The sequence below is a fragment of the Luteimonas sp. e5 genome, assembly GCF_054031035.1.
In genome coordinates, this window is record NZ_JBSTRX010000002.1 from 575,215 (window position 1) to 595,914 (window position 20,700).

Annotated in this window: 18 protein-coding genes and 1 pseudogene; 10 read left to right on the top strand and 9 right to left on the bottom strand. The window is 66.4% G+C overall.

The genetic code is table 11. The features are described from left to right. From ACW11F_RS08140 to ACW11F_RS08160, 5 genes are all read right to left on the bottom strand, one after another. Positions 1-1,170, bottom strand: a complete 1,170-nt coding sequence (locus ACW11F_RS08140) for an ABC transporter permease (protein WP_275848935.1) — start codon at positions 1,168-1,170, stop codon at positions 1-3. Beyond that, a complete protein-coding gene (locus ACW11F_RS08145) occupies positions 1,167-2,939 on the bottom strand; it encodes an ATP-binding cassette domain-containing protein (RefSeq protein WP_151609299.1) in 1,773 nt (590 codons plus the stop codon). Before ACW11F_RS08145 ends, ACW11F_RS08140 begins: the two co-directional genes overlap by 4 nt. A 1-nt stretch (position 2,940) precedes the next feature. Continuing rightward, on the bottom strand, positions 2,941-3,981 hold the full coding sequence (gene hlyD / locus ACW11F_RS08150) for a secretion protein HlyD (protein ID WP_151609298.1): 1,041 nt from the start codon (positions 3,979-3,981) through the stop codon (positions 2,941-2,943). 27 nt (positions 3,982-4,008) lie between these two features. Further along, a complete protein-coding gene (locus ACW11F_RS08155) occupies positions 4,009-4,434 on the bottom strand; it encodes a hypothetical protein (protein ID WP_151609297.1) in 426 nt (141 codons plus the stop codon). 187 nt (positions 4,435-4,621) lie between these two features. After that, positions 4,622-5,230, bottom strand: coding sequence for a TetR/AcrR family transcriptional regulator (locus tag ACW11F_RS08160; RefSeq protein WP_004255154.1), 609 nt, complete (start codon positions 5,228-5,230; stop codon positions 4,622-4,624). A 335-nt stretch (positions 5,231-5,565) separates the two neighbouring features. Between ACW11F_RS08160 and ACW11F_RS08165 the strand changes: the two genes are divergently transcribed. The 7 genes and pseudogenes from ACW11F_RS08165 to ACW11F_RS08195 form a co-directional block, all read left to right on the top strand. Further along, positions 5,566-7,326, top strand: coding sequence for a PHA/PHB synthase family protein (locus ACW11F_RS08165; RefSeq protein WP_456996358.1), 1,761 nt, complete (start codon positions 5,566-5,568; stop codon positions 7,324-7,326). Positions 7,327-7,434: 108 nt separating this feature from the next. Then, positions 7,435-7,878, top strand: a complete 444-nt coding sequence (locus tag ACW11F_RS08170; RefSeq protein WP_013721835.1) for a phasin family protein — start codon at positions 7,435-7,437, stop codon at positions 7,876-7,878. A gap of 10 nt (positions 7,879-7,888) precedes the next feature. Continuing rightward, entirely contained in the window at positions 7,889-8,635 is a 747-nt protein-coding gene (phbB, locus tag ACW11F_RS08175) for an acetoacetyl-CoA reductase (protein WP_151609295.1), read from the top strand. A gap of 276 nt (positions 8,636-8,911) precedes the next feature. Beyond that, on the top strand, positions 8,912-9,796 hold the full coding sequence (locus ACW11F_RS08180) for a LysR family transcriptional regulator (RefSeq protein WP_226038649.1): 885 nt from the start codon (positions 8,912-8,914) through the stop codon (positions 9,794-9,796). Positions 9,797-10,172: 376 nt separating this feature from the next. Continuing rightward, positions 10,173-11,132 carry a 30S ribosomal protein S6--L-glutamate ligase gene (gene rimK / locus ACW11F_RS08185; RefSeq protein ID WP_456996359.1) on the top strand — a complete coding sequence of 320 codons (960 nt, stop codon included), beginning with the start codon at positions 10,173-10,175 and terminating at the stop codon, positions 11,130-11,132. A gap of 67 nt (positions 11,133-11,199) precedes the next feature. After that, a complete protein-coding gene (locus tag ACW11F_RS08190) occupies positions 11,200-11,883 on the top strand; it encodes a response regulator transcription factor (protein WP_456996360.1) in 684 nt (227 codons plus the stop codon). Positions 11,884-11,905: 22 nt separating this feature from the next. After that, positions 11,906-13,201, top strand: a pseudogene (locus ACW11F_RS08195) (sensor histidine kinase); the annotation flags it as partial. Between the two features lie 42 nt (positions 13,202-13,243). Here ACW11F_RS08195 and ACW11F_RS08200 read toward each other — a convergent pair. Together ACW11F_RS08200 and metF are read right to left on the bottom strand one after the other, a co-directional pair. After that, complete coding sequence (locus ACW11F_RS08200) at positions 13,244-13,861, bottom strand: hypothetical protein (RefSeq protein ID WP_456996361.1); 618 nt, start codon at positions 13,859-13,861, stop codon at positions 13,244-13,246. Between the two features lie 66 nt (positions 13,862-13,927). After that, positions 13,928-14,779, bottom strand: coding sequence for a methylenetetrahydrofolate reductase [NAD(P)H] (gene metF / locus ACW11F_RS08205; RefSeq protein WP_456996362.1), 852 nt, complete (start codon positions 14,777-14,779; stop codon positions 13,928-13,930). Between the two features lie 123 nt (positions 14,780-14,902). On the opposite strand from metF, the gene ACW11F_RS08210 reads away from it, so the two are divergent. From ACW11F_RS08210 to ACW11F_RS08220, 3 genes are read left to right on the top strand one after another with little or no spacing between them, the layout of a single operon-like run. Continuing rightward, entirely contained in the window at positions 14,903-15,460 is a 558-nt protein-coding gene (locus tag ACW11F_RS08210; protein WP_456996363.1) for a DUF3228 family protein, read from the top strand. Positions 15,461-15,513: 53 nt separating this feature from the next. Beyond that, the gene (locus ACW11F_RS08215) at positions 15,514-15,747 is read left to right on the top strand and encodes a heavy-metal-associated domain-containing protein (RefSeq protein WP_456996364.1); all 234 of its coding nucleotides are present in this window, start codon (positions 15,514-15,516) and stop codon (positions 15,745-15,747) included. Further along, the gene (locus ACW11F_RS08220) at positions 15,744-18,218 is read left to right on the top strand and encodes a heavy metal translocating P-type ATPase (RefSeq protein WP_456996365.1); all 2,475 of its coding nucleotides are present in this window, start codon (positions 15,744-15,746) and stop codon (positions 18,216-18,218) included. Before ACW11F_RS08215 ends, ACW11F_RS08220 begins: the two co-directional genes overlap by 4 nt. Positions 18,219-18,430: 212 nt before the next feature. Here ACW11F_RS08220 and ACW11F_RS08225 read toward each other — a convergent pair whose 3' ends face one another. Together ACW11F_RS08225 and ACW11F_RS08230 are read right to left on the bottom strand one after the other, a co-directional pair. Next, complete coding sequence (locus ACW11F_RS08225) at positions 18,431-19,060, bottom strand: hypothetical protein (protein ID WP_456996366.1); 630 nt, start codon at positions 19,058-19,060, stop codon at positions 18,431-18,433. A 52-nt stretch (positions 19,061-19,112) separates the two neighbouring features. Beyond that, complete coding sequence (locus ACW11F_RS08230; protein ID WP_456996367.1) at positions 19,113-20,519, bottom strand: M48 family metallopeptidase; 1,407 nt, start codon at positions 20,517-20,519, stop codon at positions 19,113-19,115. Positions 20,520-20,700: the final 181 nt, after the last annotated feature.

The window sequence follows — 20,700 nt, forward strand, 5'->3', positions numbered from 1 at the left end:
TCACTCCAGGTTCTTGCGCGTGGCGCGCTTGGCGATCACGAAGAACAGCACCCCGATCGCCGCCATGGCCGCCAGGTTGGGCAGGAACACGGCCCAGATGTCGCCGGCCAGGAACACCGTCTTCAGCGAATCGACGAAGTAACGCGCCGGAACCAGCCGGGTGATGGCCCGGATCGGCGCGGGCATCGCGTCGATCTCATACAGAAAGCCCGACAGCATGAAAGCCGGCAGAAAACCCGTGAACAGCGCGATCTGCGCTGCCAGGAACTGGTTGCGTGCCAAGGAGGAAATCAGCAGACCTTGACCCAGCGCCGGCACCATGAACACCGCCGACAGCAGCAGCAGCGCCGCCAGCGAGCCCCGCATCGGGACCCCGAACACGAACACCGCCAGCGCCGCCGCACCCAGCGTGGACAGCATGCCGAGCACGAAGTACGGCAGCAGCTTGCCGATCAGGATTTCGGCCACCGAGGCCGGCGTGGACAGCACCGCCTCCATGGTGCCGCGCTCCCATTCACGCGCCACCACCAGTGCAGTCAGCATGGTGCCGATGATGGTCATGACGATGGCGATGGCACCGGGAATCAGTGCGCGGCGGCTTTCCAGCTCGGGGTTGAACCAGTAGCGCGGTTCCAGCATGACGGCCTGCGCTGGTGCTCCGACGTCCAGTCCGGCACGCCAGGACTGGACCACGCCACGGGCGTAGTTCTCGACGTAGTTGGCGGTATTGGGGTAGGAGCCATCGGTGACGATCTGCACCAGCGGCTCGCTGCCACGCTGGGCCAGACGCTGCTCGAAATCCTGCGGAATCACCACGTAGCCGCGCAGGTCGCCTGAGACCAGTTGGTCGGCCACTTCGCGCCGGTCATGGGCGAAGTGCGTATTCAGGAAGCGGGTGCCCGAAAACGCTGCGGCCAGCGAGTGTGCCGATGCGCCGGGCGACTCCAGGACCACGCCGACACGGACATCCTTCGCATCCAGCGACACCGCATAGGCGAACAGCAGCAGCAACACCACTGGCAGCACGAACGCGATCAGCAGCGTCGAGGGGTCGCGCAGCGCCTGGTAGCTTTCCTTGGTCACCAGGGCGATCAAGCGCCGTAAATCAAAACGGCGCAAGTCGGTCTGCAGGGGGCCACTTCCGTCTTTGTGCATTGTGGCGCCGTTCATGTGGCGGCCTCCAGCTCGCGGTCTGACGACTCCACCAGGTGAATGAAGGCGTCCTCCATCGTCGGGTCGGGTTGTTCGGGGCTGACCGCCGAACGTTTGAGCGCGTCGGGCGTATCCAGCGCGATCAGTTGCGCACGCGAGAGCATGGCCACGCGGTCGCAGTATTCGGCCTCGTCCATGAAGTGGGTGGTGACCATGATGGTCACGCCCTTGCGGGCCAGTCCGTTGATGTGGGTCCAGAATTCCCGCCGGGTGATCGGGTCCACGCCCGAAGTGGGTTCATCCAGGAACAGCACGGGCGGCCGGTGCATCAGCGAACAAGCCAATGCCAGGCGCTGCTTGTGGCCCAGCGGCAGGGAATCGGGCGTGGCGGACAGCCAGTCGCCCAGATCGAAGGTTTCGATCATCTCGGCAATGCGCTCGCGCCGGGTGTTGCCTTCCAGTCCGTAGACGCCGGCCGAGAATTCCAGGTTCTGCTGCACCGAGAGCAGGCCGTAGAGCGAAAACTTCTGCGCCATGTAGCCGAGCCGGCTCTTGGCTGCGCCGGTGGCGCGGCGCAGATCATGGCCCACCACATGCGCTTCGCCAGCAGTTGGTTTCAACAGGCCGCACAACATCTTGAAGGTGGTGGACTTGCCGGCGCCGTTAGGGCCGAGCAGGCCGAAGATTTCGCCCTTTTGCACCTCGAAGCTGACGTTGTCGGTGGCGGTGAACTCGCCGAAGCGCTTGGTGAGGTTTCGGCACGACACGGCAATGTCGGAACCCAGCTCAACCGGCGGCAGACGCTCGGCCAGCGTCGAAGTGCCGCCGGGGCCGCCACCGAGCAGATCGATGAAGGCGTCTTCGAAGCGCGCGGGCACCTGCGCCAGCTCCACTCGCGCCTGATCGGACAGGGCCTGGAGCTGCTCCGCTTGAGCGCCCTCGCGCAACACCACGCGCACGCCGGCGCCCTGGATCACGCCATCGCTCACGCTGGGCAGGTCGAGTGCCTGGGTCAGGACCGCTCGGCGCTCGGCACCGACGTCTTCCAGACGGAAACTGCGGCCTTCGAGCTGCGCGGTCAGCTCCTGCGGCGGGCCATCGAACAGGAGCTGCCCTTGGTTCAGCAGCAGCACGCTCTCGCAGCGCTCGGCTTCGTCGAGATAGGCGGTGGACCAGACCACGGCCATGCCTTCATCGGTCAGCGCCTGCACCATGCGCCACAAGTCCTGGCGGCTGACCGGGTCGACACCCACGCCCGGCTCGTCCAGCAGCAGCACCTTCGGCCGCGCCATGAGCGCACAGGCAAGGCCCAGCTTCTGCTTCATGCCGCCGGAGAGCTTGCCGGCCAGGCGTTTGGTGAAGGGTCCGAGCCGCGTGAAGTCCAGCAGCTCGGCAAACAGATCGGCGTTGCGGTCCGCATCCATGCCGCGCAACTGCGCATACAGGCGCATGTTCTCCATCACCGACAGGTCTTCGTACAGGCCAAAGCGTTGCGGCATGTAGCCACTGGCGACATGAATGGCGTCGTTGTCCTTGACCACGTCATAGCCTGCCAAGGTGACGTGGCCGGCGTTAGGCACCAGGAGGCCGGTCAGAATCCGCATCAGCGTCGTCTTGCCAGCGCCGTCGGGGCCGACCAGACCCGTCAGCCGCCCATAGTGGATGCGCGCGCTCAAGCCCCGCAGCGCCTTTACGTCTCCGAAATGCTTGTCCACGTCTTCGATGACGACGGCAGCGTCTTCGCCCGCACCCGCAGGCACGGCGGCGATGGCAGGGCTTGCCTGCATTTCAACGCTCCCCCGCCGGGATGCTGGTGCCGGCTTTCGCATCGACCTCGATCGTCACCGGCATGCCCTGGCGCAAGGCACTGTCGCTGTCGGCTTCGTCGATGACGATGCGCAGGCGGTAGACCAGATCCGTGCGCAAATCCGTCGTCTCCACCGTCTTGGGGGTGAACTCGGCGCGCGGCGAGATGAAGCCGATCTGGCCGCGATAGACCTTCTCTGATGAATCGCTTTTGACGCGCACCACAGTACCGGGCGCGATGCGCCCCAAGTCCGACTCGCCCACGTAGGCGCGCACGTAAACCGGCTTGTCCAGGCTCAGGCTGTAGACCGCGCTCTGGCTTGCGACCATGCTGCCGGGCTCCCGCACTCGTGCGATGACGGTGCCGCTACTGGGCGCCATCAACTCGGTGTCCGCCAAGGCTGTCGTGGCTTGCGCTGCGGCAGCCTGTGCGGCCGCAAGGCGAGCTTCTGCTGCGGCGATGTCTTCCTTGCGAAAACCTTCGGATGCTTGCGACAGGGCCGCCTTGGCCGCTTCGACGCCAGCGGCTGCCTGGTCGCGTGCCGTGCGGGCTGCATCGACCGTGCGCTGGCTGCTGGCGCCCGATGCCAACAGGCCACTCTGGCGCTGGAAATTGCGCTCGGTCTCGGTGGCGAGCGCCTGTGCCTGTCTGAGAGCCTCGCGCGCCTGGGTGATTTCCTGTGGTCGCAGGCCGCGGCGCAGCTTGGCCAGTTCCGCCTGCGCCACCTGCACCTGGGCCTGCGCTGCCGCAAGGGCCTCCCGATAGGGTTGCGCATCGAGCGCCGCCAGGCGCGCGCCGGCGCTGACGGCATCGCCCTCATCGAAAGCCATTTGCATCACGCGCCCGGGCTGACGGAAGGCCAGTTGCACCTCGCGGATGTCGACGTTGCCGTAGAGGCGCAATGCATCTTGTTGTCCATGGTCGCGCGACAGCCAGAACGCCAGTGCGCCGCCAAGAGCGAGCACGACGACGGCGATTACGACCCAACGGGTTTTTCTGGAGAGGAGGTTTGGAGTTGTCATCGATGGGTTTCCGCTGGATAAAGGTGCTCAGTGCTCGCGTGCGACCGGCGCATTCGCCGCTGACCGGCGCCAGGCTATGGCCGCTATGCCTGCCCACACCAACGTGCGCAGCGTCATGGCGACCACCGTGCGCCGCTCCCAGGCGCCACCCAAAGCCACATGCACTCCGAAAGCCAGGAACACGAGTGCGGTCGCCACCGTGATGACAATCGCCAACCACGCGGCCCAGCGCCGGCGCATCCACAAGCCGACGCCGGCGACGATGTAGGCGAGCCCGGCCAGAAAATTGAACCAGAGCACGAAAGGCACATAGTGGCCGGCGGCTTGGCGCGCCGCGCCGTCGACAAACAGAACGGCGCCGCCCTCCCGAAGAGTGAGCAGGCCGAAGCCGATCGCGAGCGGGGAGATCAGCCAGTGCCAGATGCTGCGTTGTGGATGAGTGGTCATCTTCATGGCCTTTACTTGATCGCGGAAACTCCCAAGCCTTCGCCGTCGTCGCGGTGTGCGTGTGCGTTCCGCCGGGCGGTCGGGCTGAGTGTTGAATGACGCGGATTCGCGCTGGAGGCGCAACGCGATCGCATGACCGTGGTGTGCCTCTCGGCCGACCGGGCAACTGCGTGGCGGCAGGATGGAAGGCGTTTCATCGGGTGTGCGTGATGCCACGGAGATAGATGGCAAACACGGCTGGCGCATCACGACGGATGCGACTGACCTTGCCGGCCAACAGCGACTGCATGACCAGTCCCTGGATCGTGCCGATGAACAACACGGCGGCGGCATCTACGTCCAGATCCGCATCCAGGTCGCCTTGGGCCTTGCCTGCCTCCATCAGGCGGCGCAGGCGCTGTTCGTATTGACGGAGCAAGGTCTGCACCATCCGCTTGGCGAGCGTCTCGCCAGAGCGTTGCAGTTCTCCGAACAGCATGCGCGGCACGCCGGGATGCTTGGCCACGAAGTCGATGTGCGTCATGAACATGGCTTCGAGTGCCGCGGCAGGAGACGCGGCGCCCTCGGCCGCCTTGTCCACGCGCACCAGCAGACGCTCACCGACCCAGGTCATCGTTGCCTCCAGGATCGCGTCCTTGGTGGGGAAGTGGCGAAACAGCGCGCCCTGCGTCAAACCCATTCGATCGGCGATGGCCGTGGTCGTGATTTCGGCCGGGTTTTGCTCCGCGGCCAAGTCCACCACCGCTTGCACTGTGGCAGCACGCCGCTCTTCAGCGGACAGATGTTGAGGACGTTCGCTCACCGATCAGACTCCATAAAGTAAGTGACTTATTACTATCCTAACATGCAAAACATCCGCGTCGCAAGATCGGGAATACGGTTCATCGCATGGGAAAGGATGGTTCCTGCCCCATCCATGGATCGTGGCCAAGTGAGCTGACGAGACCCAGGAAGCGAACACACTCCTCTGGCACATCATGAGTAATCGGTCGGCAGGTCGGCCACCCCAGTCAGAGCAAGAGAAGCGGTTTCGTTCGAGCGAAGGCGGAAATCCCCCGGGCGTTCTTCAAGGCTTTGCATCTTTTCCCGTAGGCATTATGATAGTAATAAGTTACTTACAACATCGGAAGACCAGAGATGAACACCCTTGCCATACCTGACAAGCCCGCGCCGGCACCGTCCGAAGTCGTCTGTCGCCCCGATGTCCTGGATACGCTTGCGAACGCGTGCCGGGCACGCGGCACTGGCGGGTTGTCACCGGCGGCGGGTTTGCTGGCTTGGTACGACTGGGCGCTGCACCTGAGCCTTTCACCGGGCAAGCAGCGCAGCCTGATCGAAAAGGGATTGCACAAGCAGCGACGCTTGGCGCGCTACGTCGCGCACGCTGCAAGTGCCCACGGCTGCCCCACGTGCATCGAGCCGTTGGAGCAGGATCGGCGCTTCGAGGCGCCGGCCTGGCAGCAATGGCCGTTCAACGTGATCCACCAGGGCTTTTTGCTGCAGCAGCAGTGGTGGCACAACGCCACCACCGGCGTGCGCGGCGTGTCGCGCCATCACGAGAACATGGTCACTTTCGCTAAGCGGCAGTGGCTGGACATGTGGTCGCCATCGAATTTCATCTGGACCAACCCGGAAGTGCTGGAAGCCATCAGAACCAGCGGCGGCGCCAACCTGTGGCGCGGCGCGATGAACTTCCTCGACGATACACAGCGTCTTGCGCTTGACGATGAACCGGCCGGGGTCGAAGGCTTCAAAGTCGGCCAGGACGTGGCGGTCACACCAGGAAAGGTGGTGTTTCGCAACCACCTGATCGAGCTGATCCAGTACACACCCACGACCCCCGATGTGTATGCCGAGCCGGTGCTGATCGTGCCCTCCTGGATCATGAAGTACTACATCCTCGACCTGTCACCGCACAACTCGATGGTGAAGTACCTGGTCGACCAGGGGCATACGGTGTTCATCCTTTCCTGGAAGAACCCGACCGCGGCCGATCGCGACCTCGGCCTCGAGGATTACCGATGGCTGGGGGTCATGGATGCACTGGACGCGGTCACGGCCATCGTGCCCGAGCGCAAGGTGCAGGCGGTTGGCTATTGCCTGGGCGGCACCTTGCTGACGATCGCCGCAGCCGCGATGGCGCGCGATGGCGACGAACGGCTGCGCAGTTTGACGCTGCTGGCGTCGGAGACCGACTTCCGCGAGTCGGGCGAAATCGCGCTTTTCATCGACGACAGTCAACTTGCCTGGCTGGAAGCCGGGATGTGGGACAAGGGCTATCTCGACGGCAAGCAGATGGCCGCCTCTTTCCAGATGCTCAACTCGCGCGACCTGATCTGGTCGCGGCGCGTGCGCGAGTACCTGCTGGGCGAACGGCAGGAGTTCAATGACCTGATGGCATGGAATGCCGACGTGACGCGCATGCCGTATCGCATGCACAGCGAGTACCTGCGGCGTTTGTATCTGAACAACGATCTGGCCGAGGGACGCTACCAGGTCGGCGGACGGCCGGTGGCGATCGCCGACATCGAAGTGCCGATGCTCATCGTCGGCACGGTGCGCGACCACGTTGCCCCCTGGCCATCCGTGTACAAGATGCATCTGCTCAGTGATGCGGAGCTGACCTTCGTACTGACCAGCGGCGGGCACAACGCCGGCGTGGTCAGCGAGCCGGGGCACCCCCGGCGCAGCTACCAGATTGCGACCCGCAGCGTCGGCGCTCGCTACGTCGATCCGCAAACGTGGCGTACCGAAACCCCGCTGAACGAGGGCTCATGGTGGCCAGCCTGGCAGCAGTGGCTGGCACGACATTCGACCGAGCGGGTATCGCCGCCTGCCATGGGCGGCACGCAGGTCCCGCTTGGTGATGCACCGGGAACCTATGTGGCAATGCGCTGATACGACGCGCCGAAGCCGAGACAAGACAAGACCATTTCAACAGGGACATCGCTTGGGATGGCCTACACCCGCCCCGAAGGGGGCCCACCATGACCGAAGGGCACTGCAATGAGCAACGAACTGCCAATCCATCTCTACAAAGCCAATGCCGAGCTGCAACTGCAGATCACGCGCTTGCTGCAGGAGAGCAGCCATCACTGGCTCGAAGTCATGCAACAGCTCAGCGCTGGCAGCGTGCTGGAGACCACCTCGCGCATCCAGGGCCTCCAACAGGCGGCCGACTGGCAAGCGCTCGCGACCTTGCCGTCCGAAGTGTTCTGGCGTCTGTGCCAAGGCCGCATGGGCGATGCCCAAGCGGTCGGGCAAGTAGCAGCCAAGAGCCAGACGGCCTTTGCCAATGGACTGCGCCAGGCGCTCACGACTTGGCAGGAGTCTGTCTCCGAGGCATTCGGCGCGAGTGGCGACGCAGCCTCTTTCACGCAGCTTTGCCAGCGCTGGACCCAGCCCTGGACCGCCCCAAGCGCCGTACCCCAGGGCAAGACCAAGAAATGAGGGGACGGCAATGAATACGACGCAACGGACGGCGCTGGTGACGGGAGGCAACCGGGGGTTGGGCGCTGCGATCGCCCGTGCCCTGCACGATGCCGGCCACCGCGTGATCGTCACGCATACCCCCGGCAACACCACGATTGGCCAGTGGCAGCAAGCGCAAGCGACACAGGGCTACAAACTTGCTGCCTACGGGGTGGATGTATCGAACTACGAATCAACGCAGGAAATGGCGCGGCGCATCCACGCCGACGGTCATCGGATCGACATCCTGGTGAACAACGCCGGCATCACCCGCGATGCAACGCTGCGCAAGCTCGACAAGGCCGGTTGGGATGCCGTACTGCGCACCAACCTGGACTCCATGTTCAACGTCACCAAGCCGTTCATCGATCCGATGGTCGAGCGCGGCTGGGGTCGCATCGTCAACATCTCGTCGATCAACGGCAGCAAGGGCCAGTTCGGGCAGACCAATTATTCGGCGGCCAAAGCCGGCGTGCACGGGTTCACGAAGGCGCTGGCGCAGGAGGTCGCGCGCAAGGGTGTGACGGTCAACACCGTGTCGCCGGGTTATCTGGCCACCGAGATGGTGATGGCGGTGCGGGAGGACATGCGCCAGAAGATCATCGATGCGATTCCGGTTGGCCGTCTGGGCCAGCCGGACGAGATTGCGGCACTTGTCGCCTTCATCGCCAGCGAAGCCGCCGCCTTCATGACCGGCAGCAACGTGGCGATGAACGGCGGCCAGCATATGTATTGAGTAGTCGAGGGGCCTGCGGCATGAAAGTCTGGACCATTCGCTTGGGCAGTTCACCGAAGAGCATCCTTTACACACTCGGGTGCTCGGACACGAAGCATGCGCATTGACACGAGGGTGTTTGCGTGCTGACGGATAGTGATCTGCAAGCCCTCCGGTTGACCGCACGTTTAGCAGGCGTCGTCACCCTGATCCTGATCGACATCCCCATCGCTTGGTGGCTGGCTCGTACCAAGACCTGGTGTAAAGGGCCGATGGGAGGCTGCCTTGGAGCCTAGATTGCTACGCTATTTCGTTGCAGTCGCGGAAGAGCTGCATCTCGCCCGCGCGGCCGAGCGTCTCGGGATCGAGCAATCTCCCGTATCACGAGCAATGCGCGACCTGGAAAGCCAGCTTGGCGTGCAGTTGTTCGACCGCAGCACCCGCCTGACGCGGCTGACCTGGGCCGGCCAGGTGTTCCTAGGCGAATGCCGACGCGTGATGGCCACCGTGGAGCAGGCAGTCAAGAGTGCCAAGGCGGCGGCACAGGGCTACCAGGGCCATCTGCGCATCGCGATCTGCGACGGCCTGGCGCAGCCCCGCATCGCCACCTTGCTGGCACGCAGCCGCGAGGAGGAGCCCGAGATGGAGATTCGCGTCTTCGAGCTGCCGTTCGCGCAGCAGCTCAAGACGCTGCACGACGATCTGCTGGACATCGGCTTTGCGTTGTCAAACGCGGTACATGATGGCCTCGTCGCCGAGCCGGTGTGGACCGATCCGCTGTCGGTGATCGTGCCCGCACGCCACCCCTTGCTGGCACACGTGCAGGTGCCGCTGGCCGAAGCCCTGAAGTTCCCGCTGGTTCTGTGCCATCCCGAATCGGGATCGGGCTGCCGCCATCAGATTCAAGCGCTGCTGCAGGACGCAGGCACGCCGCTCAAGCTGGTCGATGAAGTGACCAGCCTGGGCGTGATGCTGACCCTGGTCGGTGCAGGCTACGGCATCGGCTTCGCCATCGCCTCGCAGGTGCAGACGCTACAGCGCCCGGACATCTCCATTCGTCCCTTGGCCGGCAGCCCACCGGTGCTCTCTACCTACCTGCTGCGCCGCCGGGGCGAACCCTCGGAGCCCATGAAGCGGTTCATCGAGCGGGCGAAAGGCGGGCGGGACCGCGCCTGTCGATGATGAGTCAATCCTTTGAGGACGCAGCTCACCTGTCCGTAGCGGCCTGTGGCGTGATGTGCCAGTGGACAGATAGACTTCGGTATGAAATCCGATGCTCTGGCTGTTGATGGATGAGCTTGGCTCGATTTGGATCACCCGCAGCGGCTTGCGTTGACCAGGCCGAAGACTTGAGTCCACAATCGAGTCTATTCCGTGACGCTTGGATCGGAAAAAGCGTTCGTAATAAACGAGTTAGCGACCGGGTGCTGTTCCCTTCACCCGCTCCAGACCGATCACGGCAGCCTGCGGGCTGCCGTTTTCATGTGCGCACGTGCAGCCGGCCTTCATTGCCGATCCTGCACCATGGCGCCTGTCCCCCGCGGCCGGACCTGCATTGATGAAACTCGCGATCCTGTCGCGCAATCCGAAGTTGTATTCCACCCGCCGCCTGGTCGAGGCCGCGCGTGCACGTGGCCACAGCGTGCGCGTGCTCGATCCGCTGCGCTGCTACATGCGCATCGGCAACGACGGTTTCACGCTGCGTTACAAGGGTGCGCCATTGAGCGATTACCGCGCGGTGATCCCGCGCATCGGCACCTCGATCACGCGTTACGGCAGTGCGGTGCTGCGCCAGTTCGAATTGATGGGCGCATGGACGCCGAATCCTTCGGACGCGATCGCCCGTGCCCGCGACAAGCTGCGCGCGCACCAGTTGCTGGCGGCGCAGGGCCTGGCGATGCCGGCGACGGTGTTCGGCGACAACCCGGACGACACCAGCGACCTGCTGGCGATGCTTGGTCCCCCGCCGCACGTGATCAAGTTGAACGAGGGTGCACAGGGCAGCGGCGTCCTGCTGGCGGAAAAGCTCTCCGCCTCGCGCGGCATGATCGATGCCCTGCGTGGCCTGCATGCGCAGTTTCTGGTGCAGGAATTCATCGCCGAAGCCGGCAACAGCGATCTGCGTTGCCTGGTGGTGGGTGAACGCGTGGTCGCGGCGATGCGGCGCGAGGCGGACGAGGGCGAGTTTCGTGCCAACCTGCATCGCGGTGGGCATGCCCATGCGCACGCGGTCAGCGAGCAGGAAGCCGCGCTCGCGGTGCGTGCGGCGCAGGCATTGGGCCTGGGCGTGGCCGGGGTTGACCTGATCGCCTCCGCACGCGGCCCACTGCTGCTGGAAGTGAACGCATCGCCCGGCCTGGAAGGCATCGAACAGGCCAGTGGCGTGGATGTGGCATCGGCAATCATCGAGCACGTGACGCGCCATGCCGCACAGGCACCGGGCATGGCACGGCGACGCACGCCGGGCAGCGTCGTGGCCGGCGCTGCGCGCCCACGCGGCGCTGCGACATCGACCTGAACCTGCCCGCGGCCGGCATGGCAGAATTGAAACCATACGCGGCACCCATGTCGCAAGCGGAGCACTCATGCGCATACTGGTGATCGAAGACAATCAGGACATCGCCGCCAATCTTGGCGACTTCCTCGAAGACCGCGGCCATACGGTGGACTTCGCCGCCGACGGGGTGACCGGATTGCACCTGGCGGTGGTCAACGAGTTCGATGCGATCGTGCTCGACCTCAACCTGCCGGGCATGGATGGCCTCGAGGTCTGCCGCAAGTTGCGCAACGATGCGCGCAAGCAGACCCCGGTGCTGATGCTGACCGCACGCGACACCCTGGACAACAAGCTGGCCGGGTTCGACTCCGGTGCCGACGATTACCTGGTCAAGCCGTTTGCGCTGCAGGAAGTGGAGGTGCGCCTGAACGCGCTGGTACGCCGCGGCAAGGGCGTGCAGAGCCGCGAATTGCAGGTCGCCGACCTCGAATACAACCTCGGCACGCTGGAGGTGCGCCGCCAGGGCAAGCTGCTGCAACTCAACCCCACCGCATTGAAGATCCTGCAGGCATTGATGGAAGCCAGCCCGTCGGTGGTGACCCGGCAGGAGCTGGAAACCCGGGTCTGGGGCGAGGAATTGCCGGATTCGGACTCGTTGCGGGTGCATATCCATGGCCTGCGCAGCGTGGTCGACAAGCCCTTCGACGTGCCCCTGATCCAGACCCGCCATGGCATCGGCTACCGCATCGCCGCACCCGACGACAGCCAGTAAGCCGGTGTCGCAGTCCGATGGCATGGTGCGCCGCCTGACCCGGCGGCGGCGGCTGCGCAGCCGCATCATCTGGTCGTTCTTCCTGCTCGGGCTCGGCCTCACCCTGCTGTTCGCCTATGCCACCGACCATGTGCGCTCGTTCGTGCAGAACGCGCTGGTCGAGGACGTGCTCAATGACAACATCGACGAGTACGCGCGCAACTGGTATGCCAGCGAGGACAAGAAGAACGTCAGCGTGCAATTCCAGCAGATGGTCGGGCAGGTGGTGCGGCGTGACGAGTTCGAGAAGCTCAAGGAAACCCAGCCCGACTGGTACCGCCTGGGTGATGGCATCCACTCCCTGAGCGGGGTCGACGAGGACGGCAGCACGTTTTCCTACAAGCTGGCGGTGCGCAAGACGCCGGATGAGTGGTTCTTCCTCGCCTACGACACCACCCGCAGCGATCGCGGCGAGATGCGCATCAAGCAATTGCTCGGCCTGTCCGTGGTCGGCTTCGGCCTGTTGTCGTTGCTGCTGGGCTGGTGGTCGGCGTCCAAGGTGATGAGCCCGGTGACCGACCTCGCGCGGCGCCTGCGGCGCGCCGGCAGCAGTTCCGACCCGGAAGCGCTGGCGCCGTACTTCGCCGACGACGAAGTCGGCGAGCTGGCCAAGGCGCTGGATGACTATTCGGCGCGGCTGACCGAGGTGGTGCAGCGCGACCGCGAGTTCAACAGCGACCTCAGCCACGAGTTGCGCACCCCGTTGGCGGTGATCGGCAGTGCCGCCGAGTTGCTGCTTTCGCAGGACGACCTCGACGAGCGCACGCGCCAGCGTCTGCTGCGCATCCAGCGCGCACAGCAGAATGGCGCCGATCTCACCAGCGCCCTGCTGCAGCTTTCGCGCAACGAGCGCGTGCATGGGGCCACCGATGTCGCACGGCTGGCCGAGCAATTGCTGGATGCGCATCGCTCGCAGCTGCGCGGCAAGCCGCTGCAATTGCGCCTGGAAGGCGAGCCCGGCCTGGTGGTGGATGCGCCGGAAGCGGCGGTCAGCGTCGCGCTCGGCAACCTGATCGGCAATGCGGTGAAGTACACCACCCAGGGCGAGGTGGTGGTGCGCCTGCTGCCCGATGCGGTGGAAGTGATCGATTCCGGCCCCGGGCTGTCGGCCGAGGAAGCCGCGCGGCTGTTCGAGCGGGGCTACCGCGGGACGCATGCCGAACACACCCAGGGCGGCGGCATCGGGCTGTCCATCGTGCGTCGCCTGTGTGACCTGTATGGCTGGCGCGTGCACGTCACCCCGGGTGAGCAGGGCGGGGTGGTCGCCACGCTGGCGTTCGAGCCGGCTGAAACCGACGTCCTGTTGCCGCCAGCGCTCGCCTCAGAAGCTGATCCACAGGCAGCCGGCATGCCGGCGCAGGGCGAAGGTGGTGCGGGAGGAAGCCGCCGAACGTCCCAGTGACTGCTCGATGCGCAGGCCGCTCGGAGGGCGTGGCCGCGGGTAGATCGGCACCAGCACGCCCTCCTCATCCTCGACCCACTGCGGCTCGCCATCGCTGCCGCCACCGGCCGGGCCGATGTCGAGCAGCGGTCGCTTGACGATCGCCTCCAGCCGCGCCAGCACCCGATAGCCGCTGCGCGTATCCAGCCCGGCCCAGTGATAGCTGTTGGCCAGGCGATTGGCATCCTGCATGTCGATCGCCGCCGCCACCTCGTAACTCAGTTCCTCCAGCGTGCGCGCACAGCCGCCGCGATACGGACGCATGCGTGCAGGGCCGGCATGTGCCAGTCGCGGCAGGCGTTCCTCGGCACCGATCGCGGCGCAGGGCCGGTCGGTCATCACCGTGCTGCCGTCGGCGGCGGTGCAGCGGCGTACCTGCGGGGTCTGGGCGTCGGCGGTGGGAATGAATGCCAGCGCCAGACCGAACGCAAACGCGGCACACGCCTGCGTGATCATGCTGCGGCCGCTGCGTTGGCGGGTGGGAAAGGCGGTACTCACCGCGCCATCTTAGCGCCGTGCAGGCGGCTGCAATGCCGCCGCCTGCGGGCCGCCGGCCGACGGCGGTCAGGGCATGGCGGGCTCGGCTTCGGCAGCCGGCAGGTCGAGACGCTGCAACACGTTGAGCGTCGGCTTGGCGAGATTCAAGGTGTAGAAGTGCAGGCCGGGTGCACCGCCTTCGAGCAGGCGCCGGCACAGCGAGGCGACAAGATCGGCGGCGAACTCGCGGATTGCCTCGGCGTCATCGCCGAAGCCGTGCATGCGCTGTTCGACCCAGCGCGGAATCTGCGCGCCGCAGCTTTCCGAGAAGCGGCGCAGCTGGGTGAAGTTGGCGATCGGCATGATGCCCGGCGTCACCGGCGCATCGATGCCGAGTGCGCGGATGTCGTCGATGAAGCGGAAATAGGCGTCGGCGTTGTAGAAGTATTGCGTGATCGCACAATCGGCCCCGGCCTGCATCTTGTGCCGGAAATGTTCCAGATCGGCCTGCGCATCGGCGGCCTGCGGATGGGTTTCCGGGTAGGCCGCGACCTTGATGCGGAAGTGCTCGCCATGTTCCTCGCGGATCAGGCGCACCAGGTCGCTGGCATGGCGCAATTCGCCATGGCTGAACGAACCGGAGGGCATGTCGCCGCGCAGCGCGACGATGCGGCGGCAGCCGAGCTCACGATAGTGGTCGAGCAGCGCACGCACATCCTCGACACGGCTGCCGATGCAGGTCAGATGCGGCACGCAATCCACCGCATGCGCCTCGCGCAGGTGCTGCACGGTGTGCAGGGTCGGCTCACGGGTCGAGCCGCCGGCGCCGTAGGTGCAGGACACGAACTGCGGTCGATGCCGCTTGAGCTGGCGCAGCGCACGGTCCAGTTGCGCCTGCTGGCGCGGGTCGCGGGGCGGGAAGAATTCGAAGCTGAGCAAGGCGAAGGGGCCATGGAAGATGGAAACGACAACTATATCGCTTTATCGGGATGGAAGTGAACTCTCGCGACCGCCGGGATCGGCAGGGGGTACCCTTGTGCGCGGTTTTCCACGCTTTCCGCCATGTCGATCGTCCTCACCGAATTTGCCCGCAGCCGGCTGTTTCCGCGCGAGCCGCGCGGCAACACCGTTCTCGACTGCACCCCGGAGCAATTCCAGCAGCGCCTCAATGACGAGCCGCCGCTGAAGGTGCTCGATGGCTACGCGCCGTTCTGCAAGCTGCATGTGCATCGCAACTGGACATCGACCCGCTGCCTGACGGTGCCGATCACCGAGGCCAACCGGCACCGGCTGCGCAGCGCCTACGAGGCGCGCAACCGCAGCGAGTTGCCGGTGCTGGTGCGCTGGTTCGAGGGCGTCGAGCCGCCGGTCGCCGACTACCTGATCCCGATCCTCTACAGCGCCGAACAGATGGCGAAGGAAGGCGCACCGATCGACGGCGACTGGGGCATCGTCGGCTGCCTGTACACGATGACGCCGGAAGAAATCCCGATGGCACCGATCACCATGATGCGCAATGCGCTGGGCGTGGAGGAGGGCGGATCCGGCGTTGCCATCGATCGCGAAGCCTACCGCCGCAGCGTCGAGTTCTGGGAAGCCAACGCCAACTGGCGGCCCTGAATCCTGCCACGCTGGCCGCTGGCAGGCCGCGTGGCGCATCATGGTGGACTGGCATGCAGCAATGTCCGGCCATGGCCGGCGTGGAGGGCGAGATGAAACTGACAGTGGAAGGCATGACCTGCGGGCACTGCGCACGCGCCGTGGGCAAGGCGATCGAAGCCCTGGGTGGCAGCGCGCAGGTGGATCTGGAGCAGGGCACGGTGGAGGTCAGCGGTGTCAGCGACGAGGAGGCCGTGCGTCGCGCCATCGAGGATGAGGGTTACACGGTGCTTGCCTGCGACGCATGACCGCAGCATCGGGACCCGCTGCAGACGAGGTGCTGCGCCTGCCGGTGCGCGGCATGACCTGCGCTTCCTGCGTGGGCCGGGTGGAGCGTGCACTGAAAAAGGTGCCGGGTGTGGAGAGCGCCGTGGTCAACCTCGCCGCCGAGGTCGCCGAAGTGCACGTGCCGGCCTCGGTGCAGGCGAGCCAGCTGATCGAGGCGGTGCAGGATGCTGGCTACGAGGTGCCCGTGCGCACGTGGCAACTGGCGATCACCGAGATGACCTGTGCCTCCTGCGTGGGCCGGGTGGAACGCGCGCTGGCACGGGTGCCGGGGGTGGTCGAGGCGAGCGTCAACCTCGCCACCGAGCGCGCCAGCGTGCGCGCGCTGGAGGACGTGCAGCCGGCCGCCTTGCTCGCCGCCGCCGCGGACGCCGGCTACCCGGCGCGACTGATCGCCGAAGACGGCGCTGATGCCGCGCGGCAGGCCAGCACCGAGCCGTGGTGGCGCCGGCGCGATGCACGGCATCTGCTGATCGCCGCCCTGCTCAGCGCGCCGCTGGTGCTGCCGATGCTCGGCATGCCCTTCGGCAAGCACTGGATGCTGCCGGGCTGGCTGCAATGGGCGCTGGCGACGCCGGTGCAGTTCTGGTTGGGCGCACGCTTCTATCGCGCCGGTTGGCATGCGCTCAAGGCGCGCACCGGCAACATGGACCTGCTGGTGGCGCTGGGCACCAGTGCCGCCTACGGGCTCAGTCTGTACCACCTGTTGCTGCCGGTCGGAACGCCGGGCGCGGACGCGCTGTACTTCGAATCCTCGGCGGTGATCATCACCCTGATCCTGCTGGGCAAGTTCCTCGAATCGCGCGCCAAGCGCCGCACCAGCGAAGCGATCCGCGCGCTGCAGGCGCTGCGCCCGGATACTGCGCGCGTGCTGCGTGGCGAGAAGGAAGTGGATGTCCCGATCGCCGAGGTAGAGGTCGGCGACCGCGTGGTGGTGCGTCCGGGCGAACGCTTCCCGGTCGATGGCCGCATCCAGAGTGGCAGCACGCATGCCGACGAGTCGCTGATCACCGGCGAATCGCTGCCGGTGGCGAGGCAGACGGGTGATGCGGTCACCGGTGGCGCGGTCAATGGCGAGGGCCGGGTGGTGGTGGAAACCACGGCGGTGGGTGCCGAGTCGGCACTGGCGCGCATCGTGCGTCTGGTCGAGGACGCGCAGGCGAAGAAGGCGCCGATCCAGAAGGCCGTGGATCGGGTCAGCGCGGTGTTCGTGCCGCTGGTGGTAGTCGCGGCACTGCTCACCCTGCTGGCTTGGGGCCTCGTCGATGGCGACTGGTCCAAGGCAATCCTCAATGCGGTGGCGGTGCTGGTGATCGCCTGTCCATGCGCGCTCGGCCTCGCCACGCCGACCGCGATCATGGCCGGCACCGGCGTCGCCGCGCGTGCCGGCATCCTGATCAAGGACGCCGAGGCGCTGGAAACCGCGCATCGCGTCAACGTGGTGGCGTTCGACAAGACCGGCACGCTGACCCGCGGCCTGCCGCGACTGGTCGAACTGCACGCGACGGATGGCGATGATGCGGCCCTGCTCGCGCTTGCCGCAGGACTGCAGGCCGGCAGCGAACACCCACTGGCGCATGCGGTGCTGGATGCCGCCGGCGAGCTGCCGCGCGCCGCGGTCGAGGACGTGCGCGCGGTGGCCGGCCGTGGCGTCGAGGGCCGGCACGACGGCCAGCGCGTGATGCTCGGTTCGGCACGGATGATGGATGAAGCCGACATCGACATCGCACCGCTGCACGCGCAAGCCGAGGCCCTGCAGCAGGCCGGGCATACCGTGTCCTGGCTCGCCGGTGACGGCGGCGACGGGCCACGCCTGCATGGCCTGCTAGCGTTCCGTGACACCCCGCGCGCCGATGCCCGTGCGGCGATCACGCACCTGCATGAGCTGGGCGTGCGCACGGTGATGATCTCGGGCGACAACGCGGGCGCGGCACAGGCGGTCGCCAGCGAGCTCGGCATCGATCAGGTGCAGGCCAATGTGCAGCCGGCGGACAAGGCGGCCGCGATCACCGCGTTGCGTGAAGACGGCATCGTGGCCATGGTCGGTGACGGCATCAACGACGCCCCGGCATTGGCGGCGGCCGATGTCGGCATTGCCATGGGCAGTGGCACCGATGTCGCCATGCATGCCGCCGCGATCACCCTGATGCGCCCGCGTCTGGGTCTGGTCGCCGATGCGCTGGACGTGTCGCGCCGCACCACGCGCAAGATCCGGCAGAACCTGTTCTGGGCCTTCGCCTACAACGTGGTCGGCATCCCGCTGGCCGCGCTGGGCTGGCTGGACCCGATCATCGCCGGCGCGGCGATGGCGTTTTCCTCGCTCAGCGTGGTCGGCAATACCCTGTTGCTGCAACGTTGGCGCCCGCAGGCCACGGCTGACAACACGGACGGGGCTGCCGATGATTCCCGGCCCGGTGCCGTGCGCGCCGCATGAGTGATTGGCAGCCGATGATTCCGTGGCTGCACATCAAGGGAGATTGCGATGTCCGAACCGTCACAGCTGGTCGCCCGGCTGCGTTTTGCGCCCGGCGAGTTCGAGCGCTACAAGGCGCATGTGGTGCAACCGGCCAGCACCCTGGATGGCTGGGACGCATGGCTGTCCAGGGCGGTAGCCGGTCAAGGCGCGGGCAACGGCGCTGGCCGTGTTCAGGCCCCCAGCCGTTGCAGCTCCTCACGGGCCTGTGCGCCGGCGTGCAGCCGCCCGATGTGGCCGGCCAGCGTCTCGCTGCTCATGCCCTTGGGCTTGACGAACAGGCTGAGGACACTGCGATAGTTGCCGCTCTTGCGGTCCTTCGCGCTCTGGCCGACCCCGCGCGCCAGCGGCAACTTGGGTGCCTCGTAGCCGGCGACATGCTCCAGTGTCACCGTGGTCATGGTGGCGACGCCATTGATGGTGTTGGTCATCACCTCGAAATCGTCGATCGAGGTCCACGGCAGCAAGACGCCGCGCACGTCCACGCCCTGCTCGGTCAGGGTGAAGGTGGGCTGCCGCGCGCGCAGGAACAGCATCCACACCGCGAATGCGACCAGCGCCAGGCCAACGCCGCCGAAACCCAGCTTTTCGATGCCGCCGAGCTTTGCCGAGCTGAAGGCCAGGTAGGCCAGCGCCAGGCCGAATGCACCGGTCAGGATGCCGATCAGCAGCGCCGATGGCCACACGTCCACGCGACCACGCCCATCGGCGTCCAGCTGCCGCAGCTCGGCGATCGCGCGCTCGCGCTCGTGCTGCGACTGTTCGGCAAATTCCTGTTCCAGCGAGGAGGTGATATCGGTCATGGTGCAAATCTCCGTTGGGGGTGTGGTGGGACGGTGTGTTCAGCCGGGTGCTTCATGGCGCCGCAGCGTTGCCCGGGGCCGCTTCCAGCCCCAGCTCGGCGAGCAGGCCGCTTTCGTTCCGGTCCAGGGCGCGTTGCAGCAGGTGCGCGTCGATCGCCACGCCCAGTGCCTGCAGCCGTTGCGCCAGCGGTGGGTGGGTATCGAGCGGATGCGCCTGGCGCTCGCCCAGGTGCGTGGCCGGATCATCCGGGCCGTGTTCGGCGACCCAGCGGCGGACGAGCGTCAGCACGCCCTCGTGGCGACCCGGGGGCGCCTCGCGGTTGTGCTGCAGCGCCGCCTCGACGACGGCATGCAATGCGCTGATGCGCAGCAACGCCGAGGCGACGGCCTGCCGGCCGGCGACGCGCGTGCCGAAGGCATCGGCGGCCAGTTCACGCTGTCGGCTCCAGTGCTGCACGGCGTGGTCGAACTCGCTCAGGAACCATTTTCCGAAGCGGGTCGCCGGCCGGCTCAGCAGCTCGCGCCAACCGCCGTCGTTGTCGTCGTGCTCGTTGGTGATGGCAAGGATGCTGTCCACCGCCGCGCGGTAGACCGGTGCGAAACGCAGGCTGTATTCGGTGTCTTCGCCGTGGAAGTGGGCCAACTCGTGGCCGATCACCGCCGACACCTCATCACGCGCCATGAAGGCCACGTAGGGCAGTGGCAGGTACAACACGCGGCCGGGCGGCACCGGCTTGCCGCTGACCAGCGCGACCGGGTGTTCGGTGACGAAGAAGCCTTCGTTCAGGCCCACCAGCACGGCGTCCGGTGGCCGCGTCGCCAGTTGTCCTGCCAGGCGCTCGACGTAGCGCCACAGTGCCGGTGCGGCATCGCGCGTCAGCGCCTGGCCCATGATCCGGATCGGCTCCGGCTGCGTCCTGCGCAGCGACAGGCGCAGCATGTCGCGCACGATCAGCAGCCACATCCACAGCAGGGCCAGCGCACACAGCGCCAGCACGCCGATCGCGCGTAGCGGCCCGCGGCCCAGGTCGCCGGCATCGACCAGGCGCAGGGCCTCGAAACTCGACAGGCCGATCAGGCCGAAGAACACCAGACTGGTCTGCACCAGCAGGAACACCGGCAGCCAGCACCGACCGGCATCGAAGGCCTGCAGCAGCCGCGCGCGCGAATGCAGTGCCTGTCGCGTCGCGCGGCGCAAACCCCACAGCGCCAGCAGAAAGACGCCGATCGCGGCCACCCCGAGCAGCAAGGTCAAGGGGGGCAACCACGCCAGCCCACCGGCCCATTCCGCATGTGTGGATCGATGCGCCGCCGGCAGCACATCGCCCATCGCCTGGTCGGTGGCGACCCGCCACCATTGCCACAGCGCCAGCAACGCGATCAATGCGGGTACGCCCAGGCCGAGCAGCACGGGGGCGCGGCGTTCAGGGGACGGTACGGGCTGGATCGATTCGGACATCGGGGCTCCACTGCTTGGCGGGGCCACCGGCACCGATGCCGGCCGGAAAGCGCGATTCGCATGCCCCAGTCCTTGTCAATCACCAAATCGCGGCAAAAGCGCTCATTTTTCTGCGCCTGCCCGGCGCCAGCACCCGCCAGAGCGGCGCGGCGCCGGCATGTGCCACCACCCGAAACACGAC